The sequence below is a fragment of the Dokdonella sp. genome (assembly GCF_035703485.1).
In the GTDB taxonomy this organism is placed as follows: Bacteria; Pseudomonadota; Gammaproteobacteria; order Xanthomonadales; family Rhodanobacteraceae; genus Dokdonella.
In genome coordinates, this window is record NZ_DASSYD010000215.1 from 1 (window position 1) to 13,760 (window position 13,760).

Annotated in this window: 15 protein-coding genes; 6 read left to right on the plus strand and 9 right to left on the minus strand. The window is 58.5% G+C overall.

Features of this window, described 5'->3' with window-relative positions:
* Positions 1-19: 19 nt before the first annotated feature.
* From VFN25_RS16710 to VFN25_RS16740, 7 genes are all read right to left on the minus strand, one after another.
* Complete coding sequence (locus VFN25_RS16710; RefSeq protein ID WP_325143969.1) at positions 20-274, minus strand: succinate dehydrogenase assembly factor 2; 255 nt, start codon at positions 272-274, stop codon at positions 20-22.
* Between the two features lie 8 nt (positions 275-282).
* Positions 283-1,065 carry a succinate dehydrogenase iron-sulfur subunit gene (locus VFN25_RS16715; RefSeq protein ID WP_325143971.1) on the minus strand — a complete coding sequence of 261 codons (783 nt, stop codon included), beginning with the start codon at positions 1,063-1,065 and terminating at the stop codon, positions 283-285.
* Complete coding sequence (locus VFN25_RS16720) at positions 1,058-1,279, minus strand: hypothetical protein (RefSeq protein ID WP_325143973.1); 222 nt, start codon at positions 1,277-1,279, stop codon at positions 1,058-1,060. Before VFN25_RS16720 ends, VFN25_RS16715 begins: the two co-directional genes overlap by 8 nt.
* A gap of 42 nt (positions 1,280-1,321) precedes the next feature.
* Positions 1,322-3,112, minus strand: a complete 1,791-nt coding sequence (gene sdhA / locus VFN25_RS16725) for a succinate dehydrogenase flavoprotein subunit (RefSeq protein ID WP_325143975.1) — start codon at positions 3,110-3,112, stop codon at positions 1,322-1,324.
* A gap of 1 nt (position 3,113) precedes the next feature.
* The gene (sdhD, locus tag VFN25_RS16730; RefSeq protein WP_325143977.1) at positions 3,114-3,506 is read right to left on the minus strand and encodes a succinate dehydrogenase, hydrophobic membrane anchor protein; all 393 of its coding nucleotides are present in this window, start codon (positions 3,504-3,506) and stop codon (positions 3,114-3,116) included.
* On the minus strand, positions 3,503-3,898 hold the full coding sequence (gene sdhC, locus VFN25_RS16735; protein ID WP_325143979.1) for a succinate dehydrogenase, cytochrome b556 subunit: 396 nt from the start codon (positions 3,896-3,898) through the stop codon (positions 3,503-3,505). Before sdhC ends, sdhD begins: the two co-directional genes overlap by 4 nt.
* Positions 3,899-3,988: 90 nt before the next feature.
* Positions 3,989-4,159, minus strand: coding sequence for a DUF1674 domain-containing protein (locus VFN25_RS16740; RefSeq protein WP_325143980.1), 171 nt, complete (start codon positions 4,157-4,159; stop codon positions 3,989-3,991).
* A gap of 248 nt (positions 4,160-4,407) precedes the next feature.
* Between VFN25_RS16740 and VFN25_RS16745 the strand changes: the two genes are divergently transcribed.
* The 3 genes from VFN25_RS16745 to VFN25_RS16755 all read left to right on the plus strand — a co-directional run bounded on the left by VFN25_RS16745 (position 4,408) and on the right by VFN25_RS16755 (position 7,137).
* Positions 4,408-5,316: a hypothetical protein gene (locus VFN25_RS16745; protein ID WP_325143984.1), complete on the plus strand. Its 909-nt coding sequence runs from the start codon at positions 4,408-4,410 to the stop codon at positions 5,314-5,316.
* A gap of 42 nt (positions 5,317-5,358) precedes the next feature.
* Positions 5,359-6,189, plus strand: a complete 831-nt coding sequence (locus VFN25_RS16750; protein ID WP_325143985.1) for a phosphate/phosphite/phosphonate ABC transporter substrate-binding protein — start codon at positions 5,359-5,361, stop codon at positions 6,187-6,189.
* Positions 6,190-6,699: 510 nt separating this feature from the next.
* Positions 6,700-7,137, plus strand: a complete 438-nt coding sequence (locus VFN25_RS16755) for a cell wall hydrolase (RefSeq protein ID WP_325143987.1) — start codon at positions 6,700-6,702, stop codon at positions 7,135-7,137.
* Positions 7,138-7,232: 95 nt separating this feature from the next.
* Here the strand turns inward: VFN25_RS16755 and hutU are convergent, their stop codons facing one another.
* On the minus strand, positions 7,233-8,903 hold the full coding sequence (hutU, locus tag VFN25_RS16760; RefSeq protein WP_325143989.1) for a urocanate hydratase: 1,671 nt from the start codon (positions 8,901-8,903) through the stop codon (positions 7,233-7,235).
* A gap of 55 nt (positions 8,904-8,958) precedes the next feature.
* Between hutU and VFN25_RS16765 the strand changes: the two genes are divergently transcribed.
* A complete protein-coding gene (locus VFN25_RS16765) occupies positions 8,959-10,305 on the plus strand; it encodes an ectonucleotide pyrophosphatase/phosphodiesterase (protein ID WP_325143990.1) in 1,347 nt (448 codons plus the stop codon).
* Position 10,306: 1 nt separating this feature from the next.
* On the opposite strand, the gene VFN25_RS16770 is transcribed toward VFN25_RS16765, so the two are convergent.
* A complete protein-coding gene (locus VFN25_RS16770; protein ID WP_325143992.1) occupies positions 10,307-11,740 on the minus strand; it encodes a formimidoylglutamate deiminase in 1,434 nt (477 codons plus the stop codon).
* A gap of 296 nt (positions 11,741-12,036) precedes the next feature.
* Between VFN25_RS16770 and hutI the strand changes: the two genes are divergently transcribed.
* Complete coding sequence (gene hutI, locus VFN25_RS16775; protein WP_325143995.1) at positions 12,037-13,296, plus strand: imidazolonepropionase; 1,260 nt, start codon at positions 12,037-12,039, stop codon at positions 13,294-13,296.
* Positions 13,293-13,760 (plus strand): patatin-like phospholipase family protein (locus VFN25_RS16780; protein WP_325143997.1); only part of this gene is annotated, 468 nt, incomplete at its 3' end. The genes hutI and VFN25_RS16780, both read left to right, overlap by 4 nt.

Sequence of the window (13,760 nt, forward strand, 5' to 3'; positions counted from 1 at the left end):
CCGGCGCGAAGGTTGGTAATCAAACGCGATGGTGGGAACGGATTTCATCGATCACACGCAGTTGCCGGGCATCCAGCGGTGCGCCGCGACCCACCAGCCAGTCCCAGACATCCGGGTCTGGCTGCTCGAGCAAGTCGGCAAAACCCCGGCGCAGTTCCTCGTCGGCCTCCGCGTAGCGCTTGTCGAGCCACCAGCCAAGCAACTGATCCAGTTCACGCGTGCCGCGTCGGCAGCGCCAGCGCAGTCGCTTCAGCTCGGCATCGGTGTCGTTCACGCGCCGGCTCAGGCGCGACGTTCGACCATGAGCTTCTTGATCTCGGCGATTGCCTTGGCCGGGTTGAGCCCCTTCGGGCAAGTGCGTGTGCAGTTCATGATCGTGTGGCAGCGATACAGGCGGAATGGATCCTCGAGTTCATCAAGGCGTTCACCGGTGTCCTCGTCGCGGCTGTCGACAATCCAGCGGTAGGCCTGGAGCAAGATGGCCGGCCCGAGATAGCGGTCCCCGTTCCACCAGTAGCTCGGGCAACTGGTCGAGCAGCACGCGCAGAGGATGCACTCGTAAAGCCCATCGAGTTTGGCGCGATCCGCCTTCGATTGCAGGCGCTCTCTCGGCGGAGCGGGACTTTGCGTACGCAGCCATGGCTTGATCGACGCGTACTGCGCATAGAAGTGGGTCATGTCAGGGACCAGATCCTTGACCACCGACATGTGCGGCAACGGATAGATCGGCACGTCGCCTTTCGAGCATTCCTCGATCGCCTTGGTGCAAGCGAGCGTATTGGTGCCATCGATATTCATTGCGCACGATCCGCAGATACCTTCACGACACGAGCGACGGAATGTCAGGGTCGGATCGATCTCATTCTTGATCTTGATCAGCGCATCGAGAACCATTGGTCCGCAAGTCGCCAGATCAATCTCATAGGTATCGATGCGCGGATTCTCCGCATCATCCGGACTCCAGCGATAGACACGAAATTCGCGGACATTCTTCGCGCCGGACTTGGCTGGATAGCGCTTGCCCTGCCGGATCTTCGAATTTTTCGGAAGCGTGAACTCAGACATGACTAGCATTCTCCGTACGGACGGTAATGGTGATCCGCAACACCTTGAGCATCAAATGGACAACGAGCGCGAGTGGCGGCAAAGCGAAAAGGAGATGACCCGGAAAGCCAGCTGAGCGCGATGCTGACAAACTGCGTAGCAGCGACGAAAAGAGTCCGCAAACAACAACCAGCGCAACGAGAGGGAAATATCCCACTCCAAACATTTCACTCATTACGCGCTCCTGCTCCCAATCCCACTCCCTACTCCCGCTCCATCAATAAATTCGCTTCGCCGGCGGAACCACCTCGACATCGTCGGTCAGCGTGTACATGTGCACCGGTCGAAACTCGAAGCTGGCGGCGCCCTTTTCGTCGATCTTGACCAGGGTGTGCTTCTGCCAGTTCTCGTCATCACGTTCCGGGAAATCTTCATGCGCATGCGCGCCTCGGCTTTCCTTGCGCTGCTCGGCCGATGTGATGGTCGCTACCGCGTTGTAGAGCAGGTTCTGCAATTCGTAGGTTTCAATCAGATCCGAGTTCCAGACCAGCGAGCGGTCAGTGACCCTGACATCCTCGAAGCTGTGGAAAATTTTCTCCATTTTCTCGCAGCCCTCGGACAACGTCTTCGAGGTGCGGAACACCGCAGCATCGGCCTGCATCGTGCGTTGCATGTTGAGGCGGATTTCAGCGGTTGGCGAAGAACCATCAGCGTTGCGCAGCTTGTCGAGGTTGGCCAGAGCCTTGTCACAGGCCGACGCAGGCAGCCGCTTGTGTGCGGCGCCAGGCTTGATCGTCTTGGCACAGCGATTGGCCACAGCGCGACCAAACACGACCAGATCAAGAAGCGAATTGGAGCCAAGCCGGTTACCGCCATGCACTGAAACGCATGCCGCCTCACCGATTGCGTACAGACCTTGAACGACATGCTCGGGATCGTCGCCGACCTTTTGCACGACTTCGCCGTGATAATTGGTCGGAATCCCGCCCATGTTGTAGTGGACGGTCGGCAGGACCGGAATCGGCTTCTTGGCCACATCGACATTGGCAAAGATGCGTGCGCTCTCGGCAATGCCGGGAAGTCTCTCGTGGATGACCTCGGGACCGAGATGGGTCAGATCGAGAAGCAGATGATCCTTGTGCTCGCCAACACCGCGACCCTCGCGAATTTCGATCGTCATCGAGCGACTGACCACATCGCGCGACGCCAGATCCTTGTAGTGCGGTGCGTAGCGTTCCATGAAGCGCTCGCCACTGGCGTTGCGCAGAATGCCGCCTTCGCCACGCACTCCTTCGGTGATCAGGCAACCGGCGCCATAGATGCCCGTGGGATGGAACTGAACGAACTCCATGTCCTGCAGGGCCAGACCGGAGCGCAGAGCAAGGCCACCGCCATCGCCGGTACAGGTATGCGCGGAGGTCGCGCTGAAAAAGGCGCGGCCGTAACCACCGGTCGCCATCACCACGCCGTGACCGCGGAACAGATGCAAGCTGCCTTCGGCCATGTCCAGCGCGAGGACGCCGCGACAGACACCTTCTTCATCCCAGATCAGATCAAGAGCGAAATACTCGACCATGAACTCGGCATGGTGGGCCAGCGACTGCTGATACAGCGTGTGCAACATCGCATGACCGGTTCGATCGGCCGCGGCACAGGTGCGCTGTGCGGCCGGACCTTCGCCGTATTGGGTGGTCATGCCGCCAAACGGGCGCTGATAGATCTTGCCGTCCTTGGTGCGCGAGAACGGAACACCGTAGTGCTCAAGTTCGATGATTGCGGCCGGCGCTTCCTTGCACATGTACTCGATCGCATCCTGGTCGCCGAGCCAGTCGGAACCCTTGATCGTGTCGTAATAGTGATAGCGCCAGTCGTCTTCACCCATATTGCCTAGTGCGGCGGATATGCCACCCTGGGCGGCGACGGTATGTGAACGCGTCGGGAAGACCTTGGTGATACAGACGGTTTTCAGCCCCTGGGCGGCGAGACCGAATGTTGCACGCAGGCCGGAACCACCCGCACCGACGACAACCATGTCGTATTCATGTTCCTGGATCTTGTAGGCAGACATTTCAGGCCCCCAATGCGAGTCGAAGCACGGCGAGAACACTCGCCAAGGCAGCGAGGACACAAACGAATTGAACAATCAGCTGGCAACTCACGGCCAGCCACGGTGTATGCACATAATCCTCGATCACGACCTGCATGCCGAGTTGGCCATGCCAGAACATGGCGATCAGAAACGCAATCAGCAGAACGGCATTGCAAGGGTGAGCGACGGCAGCGCGTGCACTTGCATAGTCGGCACCAGCGAGGCTAACCAGCAAGGCGATCAGATAGATCGAGAGGAACAGCAACGCAATCGCGGTGACACGCTGGATGATGAAATGATGCACGCCATCCTTGGCCGAGCCGAGACCAAGGGCGTTCTTTAGCGGCGTGCGCAACGGATCGTTGGTTTTCATGCGATACCTCCGCAGAAATAGACGAGGCCGCAGACAACACCCGTCAGCACAAAGCTGCCGATGACCGAGATCCAGCTATTCGCGATAAAGCGTTTGATCGAGTAGCCCCAGCCGGCGTCCTGCAGAAGATGGCGAATTCCATTCAACCAGTGGAAGGCCAGGGCCCAGGTCCATCCAAACAGAACCAGCAGGCCATACCAGGAGCCAGCAATCGGACCGACTCGTGACCAGGCCTCTTCACCACTGGCCAGAGCCAGCAAGGCCGCGGCGATGAGCAGGCTTCCAATAAACAGAATGATTCCGGTCACTCGGTGCAAGATCGATGTGACCATCTGGATTTGCCAGCGGTACACCTGCAGATGCGGAGACAAGGGACGGGCTGTTGGTTGCATAAGGCTGGCCTTGTTGCGATTGGCTGGCGACCCGAGGGTCGATGGCGGAATGTACTGAGCTAGCCCGGACTGTTCATGACTTCGCCCGGACTAGAAATCGATGCAGCGACCGTTTTTCTCCCAATCGCCGTAGCGCACGGGATCAAGTCCCTCGCGTCCGCCAATCTCCACGGGAGCTTGCGCATCCGCAACGGCTTCCCCCGCCTCGCTGCGAACGGGAAGCTTGTTCGCAACAACAGAAGCGGTTTCGGAATTCGTCATGGACAGGAACCTGAGTAATGGGAGCCATCGGAAGCGAGTGCAGCCTTACGCCACGCGCGGAATTTGTCGAAGATGTGCAAGACAAGGGCGTGCAAATCAGCGGGAAAGACCGTGCGCAAAGCTGAAAACGTCTTTGCAGCCTGAAGGATCAACCTGTCAGGTTCATGGGCAACCTCAAAATCTTAATGCCCGGAACGGTTTCTGACAACCGGCACGTGGCCTTGCTTCATTTCAGCCGAGGTCCCATCTTGGACATCCAGAACCCGCTCCAGGAGCTTGAAGCCGCCGTGCCCTGCCTGCTTGCCGAAGCACAAATACTTGAACTTTCCGGTGCCGATGCGTGCACTTTCGCGCACTCCCAGTTCAGCAGTGATGTCCATCATTTGAACATTGGCGATTGGCAGTGGAGCGCCTGGCTGGACTCCAATGGTCGGGTTCGCAATCTGTTTGCGTTGCTCAAGGCTGGCGAGGATCACTTGCTGGCGTGGCTACCACGCGGTCAGGCAGCATCGATGTCGACCGCACTGATGCCTTTCGTGTTTCGCAGCAAGGTACGACTTCAACTACTCCTCGACTATGGCTTGTTCGAAGCGGACGTAGCCGAGTATTCGACAATCCCCAACAGCACCGAAAGCTGGGCGCTTGATCTGCCTGGCAGCGAATCCCGCAGAACGGTCGTGATCAGGAAAGCGTGCGCTGAATCCATTGATATCGATCGCCACCAGCACTGGATTCGCGAGGATATCGCTACCGGCCTGCCATGGATCTCGGAGCAGAATTCGGCCGAATTCACATCACAGGCTCTCGGACTCGAGCGTCTTGGAGCGGTCAGCTTGAAAAAAGGTTGCTATCCCGGACAGGAAATTGTCGCCAGACTGCACTATCGTGGTGGCAACAAGCGCGGCTGCATGCGCTTGCATGTCGATACCAAGGACGTACCCATGCCGGGCACCGAGATCAAAATCGAATCAACTCCGCCTTCCACGGGCCGCGTGCTTTATGCCGTTCGCAAGGAAACCGGTTGCGAGGCGCTCGCCGTATTGCCGTTGAATGTCGCGCAACACGTGCCGCTAACCATTGAATCGGGGGCCAGTGTCAAGCTCCTGACCCTGGCAAACCACAGTTCTGATCCATCTCACGGCACACATCTTGCTTGAACAATCTGACAGCGAATTCACTCTCTTCGAGGAAACAAGCGCATGAACCACATGAATCGTTTCCGTAGTCGTAGCTTCCTTGTCATCGCGCTCGTCGGCGCTGCATTGGCCGCCGGCAATGCAAATTCCGCAGAATATCGATTCACGCCCGAGCCAAACTTCACCCCGACTGCCGCCGAATTGATCTACAAACCGTTGCTGGATTATCTCGGCAAGGCGACGGGAGAGAAGTTTGTCCTTACTCCGGCGGCGAACTACTCCAGCTACTGGCGCGATATTCTCAAGCCGGATCAAACCGATTTTTCCTATGACGAGGCGCACTTCGCGGATTACCGAATTTCGCACTTGAAATTCATTCCGCTGGTCAGGCGATTCCAACCCAGTTCCTACACACTGCTGGCCAATCCGGATTTCGAAGGAAAGGACCCAAAGGCGCTGCTGTCCGCTCGAATTGCGACGATGCCAGCGCCCAGTCTCGGCTACGCCGTACTGATGCAGATCTATCCGAATCCCGTGCAGCAGCCAGAGATCAAATCGAGCGCAACTTCGTGGCGGGACAACCTTGGCATATTGAACAGCGGCGAAACCGAAGCAGCCATTTTTCCAACCTGGATGCTTGAGACCTATGGCAACCCTTCGCTCGTTTCCCTGTTCACTTCGCCTGAATTACCCGGACCAACCATTCTCGCATCGCCGAATGTTCCCGAGGACGTTCGCAACAAGGTCCGCGATGCGCTGCTAAACACCGAGGATGCGCCCGAACTCGGCGAATTGCTGCTAGAACTCGGCATCAGCAAATTCATTCCAGCCAAGGCGAGCGACTACGCGGGCGACGAGAAAATCCTGAGCGGCTTCTACGGTTACGTAAAGTAATTATCTATTTAATTATCAAAGCTACTTTACACTACGACTGAAAGCAAAATTCAGGCGCATATCTGAACGAAGAAAACCTGAATGCCTTGTTCAGGTTCACGCAGAATTTGAGTGACAACTCCAATTCGACGCAGTAATCTGCGCGCCGAGTCGTATTTGGTGGTGAGCACGCCCACTGGAAAGCTCCATTGTATTGACGGATTCATGCGCTTCATCGTCAACGGAGGAATACGCAGCAACGGGACAGAGTGACTGCCGCGAAGGGCAGACGCCACCACCCGAGGATCAGGCAGCGAATACTCGCGCCGATCAGATTCCAACATCGCAGAGGGCAGCACGGGAGTTAAACATTCCCGTATCAACTCGCCTGCGAATCGTGGTGCCTGAGTTTGATTTATCCAGGCATCTGCTGGTCGAAGGAAATGTTTCACCTGAGTAGTCAGCAGACTTGTTGCTTCACGCTGACGTTGCGGGAATTCCCCGACCCGAGTTTGCAGGAGATTCTGGACAATGAAATTGGCTTGGCTACTCTGGCTGGCAACGGTGCTGCCGCAGCATGATGCTGACCGCACCTGTCTCGCTTCGATGGTTTATCTCGAAGCACGCAGCGAAACCCAACTCGGTCAGGCCGCAGTGGCTGAAGTCGCCATGCGTCGTCTTGACGACGGTCGCTGGGGAGACAATATCTGCGAGGTTGTTACCGCCCGATTGCAGTTTGCAATCTCGACAACCAACAAGAATTACATGTTGCGCAATCCCGTGGCCTGGAACAAAGCCTGGCAGGTTGCCGATCACGCTCTGCAGATGTGGGATCTTCCGGCCGACAAACGCCACTTCGTGGTGCCCGATGCCGATCACTTCGTTGCCGAAGAGCATGCATCTCCAACATGGGGCAAAGGCACACCGCTCGCGGTTATCGGCGCACACAGCTTTTATCGGGTCAACTGAGCACGGTTCCAATATTCTTTTTCAGTCGAAGACTGGAAAGTGCATCAAGGAACACCTCGAATGAGGTGTTCCGAACACAGCACGCTGCTGCATGATCACATCATCGGCAGCTTCAACCCCTGCTCTTTTGCACAAGCCTTGGCTATCTCGTAGCCCGCATCGGCGTGGCGCATGACGCCCGTCCCCGGATCGTTCCAGAGCACGCGTGCAATGCGCTTGTCGGCGGCTTGCGTGCCATCACAGACAATGACGATGCCGGAATGCTGCGAATAGCCCATGCCGACTCCGCCACCGTGATGCAATGACACCCAGGTCGCGCCCCCGGCAACGTTGAGCATTGCATTGAGCAGTGGCCAGTCACTGACCGCATCGCTGCCATCTTTCATTGCCTCGGTTTCACGATTGGGGCTGGCCACGCTGCCCGAATCCAGATGGTCACGACCGATTACAATTGGCGCTTTCAATTCGCCGTTGCGAACCATCTCGTTGAAGGCGAGACCCAGCTTGTCACGCAGACCCAGGCCAACCCAGCAGATGCGTGCCGGCAAGCCCTGGAAGCTGATGCGCTCACGCGCCATGTCCAGCCAGTTGTGCAGATGCTTGTCATCCGGGATCAACTCCTTGACCTTGGCATCGGTCTTGTAGATGTCTTCGGGGTCGCCGCTCAACGCGACCCAGCGGAATGGGCCAACGCCACGACAAAAAAGCGGACGCACATAGGCCGGTACGAATCCCGGGAAGTCGAAAGCATTCGTGCAGCCTTCGTCCTTGGCCATTTGACGAATATTGTTGCCGTAATCAAACGTTGGAATACCCTGCTTCTCGAATGCCAGCATCGCCTCGACATGCACGCGCATCGACTTCTTGGCGGCATCGCTGACCAGCTCGGGATTGGCTTTCTGCTCTGCCAGCCATTTATCGACAGACCATCCGATCGGCAAATAGCCGTGCACGGGATCATGCGCACTGGTCTGATCGGTAACCGCGTCGGGACGGACGCCGCGGCGCACGAGCTCAGGCAGGATATCGGCCGCATTGCCGAGCAAGGCGATCGACTTGGCTTCGCCAGACTTCGTGTATTTCGCGATACGTGCCAGCGCGTCATCGAGATCTGATGCCTGCTCGTCGACATAACGCGTGCGCAGGCGGAAATCGATGCAGCGCTGCTGACATTCGATATTGAGCGAACTTGCGCCGGCCAGACTGGCCGCCAGCGGCTGTGCCCCACCCATGCCGCCCAGACCGGCAGTAAGAATCCACTTTCCTTTCAAGTCGCCGCCGTAGTGCTGACGACCCATCTCGACGAAGGTCTCGTAGGTACCCTGGACGATGCCTTGCGAACCGATGTAGATCCACGAACCGGCGGTCATCTGGCCGTACATCATCAGACCTTTTCGATCGAGCTCGTTGAAATGTTCCCAGGTCGCCCAATGCGGCACCAGATTGGAGTTGGCGATCAGTACCCGGGGCGCATCAACATGCGTCGGAAACACGCCAACCGGCTTGCCTGACTGGACCAGCAAGGTTTCGTCATCACCGAGTTCGCGCAGCGATTTGAGAATCGCGTCGTAACACTCCCAATTGCGTGCGGCGCGGCCGATACCGCCATAGACCACCAGTTCCGCCGGATTTTCCGCAACTTCCGGATCAAGATTGTTTTGCAACATTCGATACGGCGCTTCGGTCAACCAGCTTTTGCAACTCAGCTCCGATCCCCGCGGGGCGCGGATCACACGGGTGGAATCGATGCGTACAGGGGCATTCATCTCGGATCTCCTCTTTCGAATCGATGATTATAGGGGCGGCGTCGGCTTCGCACAGATGCACCGAATCTATCGCGGTTCTGCGCAGCCGTGGCAACAACAACGCCGGATCGGCGAGAATCATTTGATCCTCTACTCGAAATCAGACCGCATGGCTCACTGGAAGCCCCTTCTCGCATTGCTGTTGCTGGTGCTCTCAGGCTGCAGCGTTCCCGAAATTCGCAGCGACAGGATCGAACGCCCGACTCCGCTCCTGCTCATTTCGATTGACGGGTTTCGTGCCGATTATCTCGATCGAGGATTGACGCCAACCCTGCAGGCGCTTGCCGACAGCGGAGTTCGCGCTGAATACATGCGGCCGTCATTTCCGTCGTTGACGTTCCCAAACCACTACACCTTGATCACCGGCTTGCGTCCGGATCGCAATGGGATTGTCGCCAACATCATGGAGGATGATCGAATACCAGGGCAGAAATTCGCCGCCTGGAACAGGCAGGCCGTGCAGAACCCGAACTGGTGGAACGAAGGAATTCCGTTATGGAACACGGCCAAACGTTTCGGGTTGAACTCCGGAATCATGTTCTGGCCCGGTTCGGAAGCACCCGTGGGCGGTTCGCACCCCGAGTTTTGGTCGGTCTATGACAAAAAAATGGCGGGGGTCTCGCGTGTCGAGAAAATCCTGGATTGGCTGACCCTTCCGCCCGAAACGCGACCGAGCTTCATGACCCTCTACCTCGATACCGTCGATGGCACCGGCCACCACTTCGGCCCGGACTCGGCAGAACTGAATGCAGAACTTCGCATTGTTGATGCGACCATCCGGCGCCTGATTGATGGCCTGATCGAGCACGACCTCGATCAGCAGCTGAACATTGTCATCGTTTCCGATCACGGCATGACTTCGACCTCGCCAGATCGGGTGATCTATCTCGATGATTTGTTGCCGTCCGAATACGCGCATGTTGTCAACTACGGCGTACTGATCGGGATTGTGCCGGAGCGCAACCACGTGCACGACAGCGAAGCGATTCTGCTCGCACCTCACGAGAACATGCGTTGCTGGCGAAAATCTCAAATGCCGGTCCGTTTTCACTATGGCAAGAATCGACGCGTGCCTGCCCTGCTCTGCCTTGCCAACCATGGCTGGGTTATTTCCAGTCACGCCAACATGACCTCCGGCAAACACTTTTCACGCGGACAACATGGCTACGACATCGACGATCCGGACATGCGCGCATTGTTCATCGCGCACGGTCCGGCCTTGCGCAAGGCTGTCGTCCTGCCAGCCTTCGACAATGTCGACGTATATCCCTTGCTCGCCGATCTGCTCGGCATCAAGCCGGAACCGAATGACGGCAATTTCAGCGAGGTTCGTGCGGCGCTGATCGAGTCGTCGGCGCCCTGAATCAGCGGTGCAAGCGGGCGATCACGGCGCGATAGCGCGCCGCTATGCGGGCTTCGTCGCGATGGCGGAAATCGCGTACCACCCAGTCACCATTGACGATTACGTCACGCACCAGATTCGAGTTGCCGGCGAATAGCCAGGTGTCGAGCAGATTCGATGCATCGCGTCCGGCCAGCAATGGCGACATTTCGTCGAGGACAAGCAGATCGGCCCGATTGCCTACCGATGGCAGACTCGCATCGCCGCCGACAAAAGCACCGATCGGCACACCGGATGCATTGGTGCCGCCATGCAGGGCACTGCCGAACAACACGCTGCCGGTGCTCGCGCAAACATCATTTGCGCTGATATTGCGATGCCGGGAAATCAGGCGTTGGCCGTACTCAAGCCAACGCAATTCCTCGACCGGCGACAGGGATATATTGCTGTCGGAACCAATCCCGATCAGACCCTCGGCATCAAGCCACTTTTTCAGCGGGAACAGACCGTCACCGAGATTCGCTTCAGTGGTTGGACACAAGCCAACCGTTGCCCTTGTCCTGGCCAGCGCATGCAACTCCTTGTCGTCGATATGCGTCGCGTGAACCAGGCACCAGCGTGAATCGACGGCTGCGTGATCGAGCAGCCATTCGATCGGGCGTGCATTGCGCACGGCCAGGCAATCCTGCACTTCGCCAACCTGCTCGGCGATGTGAATGTGGATCGGCATCGTATTACCCGGCAAGCCACTTCTGGAAACCGGCAAGCTGTTGATCCCATCCAGCATCGCGTTCATCGCATCCTCGGGAACCGCGCGCAACGAATGCAGGGCGACACCGATGCGCAGATGCGAGCTTTCAAGCATGCGCAGGCGTTCCACCAGGCGCAGAAAATCGTCGACCTCATGGCCAAAGCGACGCTGACGCTCAGTCAGCTTGCGCCCGTCGAAACCACCGGTCATGTAGAGAGTCGGTAGCAGGGTCAGGCCGATTCCCGCCTCCTGGGCCGCCTCAATCAAAGCCAGCGACATCGCCGCCGGGTCGGCGTATGGCCTGCCATCGGGCTGGTGGTGCAGATAATGGAACTCGCAGACCTGGGTGTAGCCGGCCTTGAGCATCTCCACGTAGAGCTGGGTGGCGATCGCACGCAGATCATCAGGGCCGATCTTGCTGGCAAACGCGTACATGACCTCGCGCCAGGTCCAGAAGCTGTCAGCAGGGTCACCACGGCGCTCGGCAAGACCGGCCATCGCGCGCTGGAACGCGTGTGAGTGCAGATTCGGCATGCCGGGCAGGACCCAGTGGCCGAGAGATTCCGCACTTTCGAGCGCGCTGTCAGCCTGCACATCGAGCAAGGCCCCGGAGAGATAGCGGCCGGTATCGATATCGAAACGGACATCGCGACGCCAGCCATCAGCGAACCAGGCATTTTCAGCGTGAAACTGTCGACTGCTCATGAAATCCTCCGCAAACGTGACCGTCCATTATCGATGCTGTGATGGTTGCACGATAGTCGCACCGATGAATGGTGCGCTGCGACCGACATGGATCCAGCAGGCTGATCAAGTGGCGCAATCGTCACGACACCTGTCTGCGTGCAGATCGCGGCGCGCTGGCACAGATGGACTGGCCGTGCTTCAAGGCAGCGCAACAAAGAGCCGCGCGGTGCGGCTGGCGAACCCTCTGGATGCCATGACGGTTGCGCCACTTGATCAGCGTTGCCCTAATCGTCAGGTCTGCAATAATCACCCGCATGAACTCCAAACTCGTGACACCTCCGTGGGATGGGCTGTTGATCAACTGCCATCTGGCCACGATGAACGACAACGGCAACGCTTTCGGTGCAATCCACGATGCCGCACTCGGCTGGAAGGATGGGTGCATTGTCTTCGCCGACAGCATGGCCGCCCTGCCCGACAGTCCTGAACAACTGTGTGCGAACGTTGAATCGGCAGATGGTGCCTGGATCACACCCGGCCTGATTGACTGCCATACCCATCTTGTTTTCGGCGGCAATCGCGCCAACGAGTTCGACATGCGCCTGAATGGCGCGGATTACCAGGCCATCGCGCGCGCCGGAGGTGGCATCGCCTCGACGGTAAAGGCCACTCGGGCACTCGATGAAGCGGCCTTGCTCGCCGAATCACTGCCACGTGCACGCGCCCTGGTTGATGACGGCGCGACCACCATCGAGATCAAGTCCGGCTATGGACTTGATCTCGACAGCGAACTGAAGATGTTGCGCGTGGCCCGGGAGATCGGCGTGCAACTGGGTATCGGTGTGCGCACGAGCTTCCTCGGCGCACATGCGCTGCCCCCTGAATTCGCCGGCCGCCAGGATGATTTTGTCGGGCACATCTGCGAGGTCTTGCTGCCCGCAGTTGCGCAAAGCGGATTGGCCGATGCGGTTGACGCTTTCTGCGAAAAAATAGCCTTCACCCCCGAGCAGACGCGAAAGGTGTTCTCGAAAGCGCGGCAACTGGGGCTGCCGATCAAGCTGCATGCTGACCAGTTGTCCGATCTCGGCGGTGCCGCGCTGAGCGCCGAATTCGATGGCCTTTCCGCCGATCATATCGAACACACCAGTGAACAAGGCGTGCGCGCGATGGCGGCAGCCGGCACCGTCGCAGTGCTGTTGCCGGGTGCGTTCTACGCCTTGCGCGATACCCAACTGCCACCGATCGCGGCGCTGAGGGAACACGCCGTGGCAATGGCCGTGGCGACCGATCTGAATCCGGGCACTTCGCCGTTGCTGTCACTGCGTCTGGCCATGAACATGGCCTGCACCCTGTTTCGCCTGACCCCTGAGGAAGCGCTGCGCGGGACAACCGTGAACGCGGCGCGTGCGCTGGGTCTTTCCGATCGCGGCCGCCTTGCCGCTGGCTTGCGCGCCGATTTCGTCATCTGGAGTGCTGCTTCGCCCGCGGACCTCTGCTACTGGATCGGCGGTTCGCTGGCCAGCCGGGTCGTCGCTGCAGGCCGAACCCTCACGAGCCGTACGATCAAGCAATGAAGAGCGGACGCGCGAGTGCGAGCAAGGCGATTGGACTGGCGCTTCAGGGAGGTGGTGCCCACGGTGCGTTTACCTGGGGCGTTCTGGATCGATTGCTCGAAGAAGGCGATTTCTTGATCGATCAGATCAGTGCGACCAGCAGTGGCGCACTGAACGCCCTGGCCATGGCTCAGGGCTGGATGAGTGGCGGACGTGAAGGCGCGCGCAGTTGCCTCGATGTGCTTTGGCAGCGCATCGCCGGACACCCGCATGCCGGCGCATGGATATTTGGCTCGCGCATGCCTGCTTCACAGCCTGATGCGCGCAACCTGCATCGCTACTACGGTGCACGCCAGATCAACCCGCAGGCGATGAATCCGGTCGCCCAGATCGCCGAAGTCATGTTTGATTTCGATCAACTGCGCACCGAGTCGCCGTTTCCCATGCATCTGGCGGCGACACGTCTGCGCGATGGCGCCCTGGTT

Bases quoted from the DNA above. Each gene is read 5' to 3' on its own strand.
- VFN25_RS16770 (WP_325143992.1), bottom strand. From the start codon at position 11,740: ATGAGCAGTCGACAGTTTCACGCTGAAAATGCCTGGTTCGCTGATGGC.
- VFN25_RS16720 (WP_325143973.1), bottom strand. From the start codon at position 1,279: ATGAGTGAAATGTTTGGAGTGGGATATTTCCCTCTCGTTGCGCTGGTT.
- hutI (WP_325143995.1), top strand. From the start codon at position 12,037: ATGAACTCCAAACTCGTGACACCTCCGTGGGATGGGCTGTTGATCAAC.
- VFN25_RS16765 (WP_325143990.1), top strand. From the start codon at position 8,959: ATGCACCGAATCTATCGCGGTTCTGCGCAGCCGTGGCAACAACAACGC.
- sdhC (WP_325143979.1), bottom strand. From the start codon at position 3,898: ATGCAACCAACAGCCCGTCCCTTGTCTCCGCATCTGCAGGTGTACCGC.
- VFN25_RS16750 (WP_325143985.1), top strand. From the start codon at position 5,359: ATGAACCACATGAATCGTTTCCGTAGTCGTAGCTTCCTTGTCATCGCG.
- VFN25_RS16755 (WP_325143987.1), top strand. From the start codon at position 6,700: ATGAAATTGGCTTGGCTACTCTGGCTGGCAACGGTGCTGCCGCAGCAT.
- VFN25_RS16740 (WP_325143980.1), bottom strand. From the start codon at position 4,159: ATGACGAATTCCGAAACCGCTTCTGTTGTTGCGAACAAGCTTCCCGTT.
- hutU (WP_325143989.1), bottom strand. From the start codon at position 8,903: ATGAATGCCCCTGTACGCATCGATTCCACCCGTGTGATCCGCGCCCCG.
- VFN25_RS16715 (WP_325143971.1), bottom strand. From the start codon at position 1,065: ATGTCTGAGTTCACGCTTCCGAAAAATTCGAAGATCCGGCAGGGCAAG.
- sdhA (WP_325143975.1), bottom strand. From the start codon at position 3,112: ATGTCTGCCTACAAGATCCAGGAACATGAATACGACATGGTTGTCGTC.
- sdhD (WP_325143977.1), bottom strand. From the start codon at position 3,506: ATGAAAACCAACGATCCGTTGCGCACGCCGCTAAAGAACGCCCTTGGT.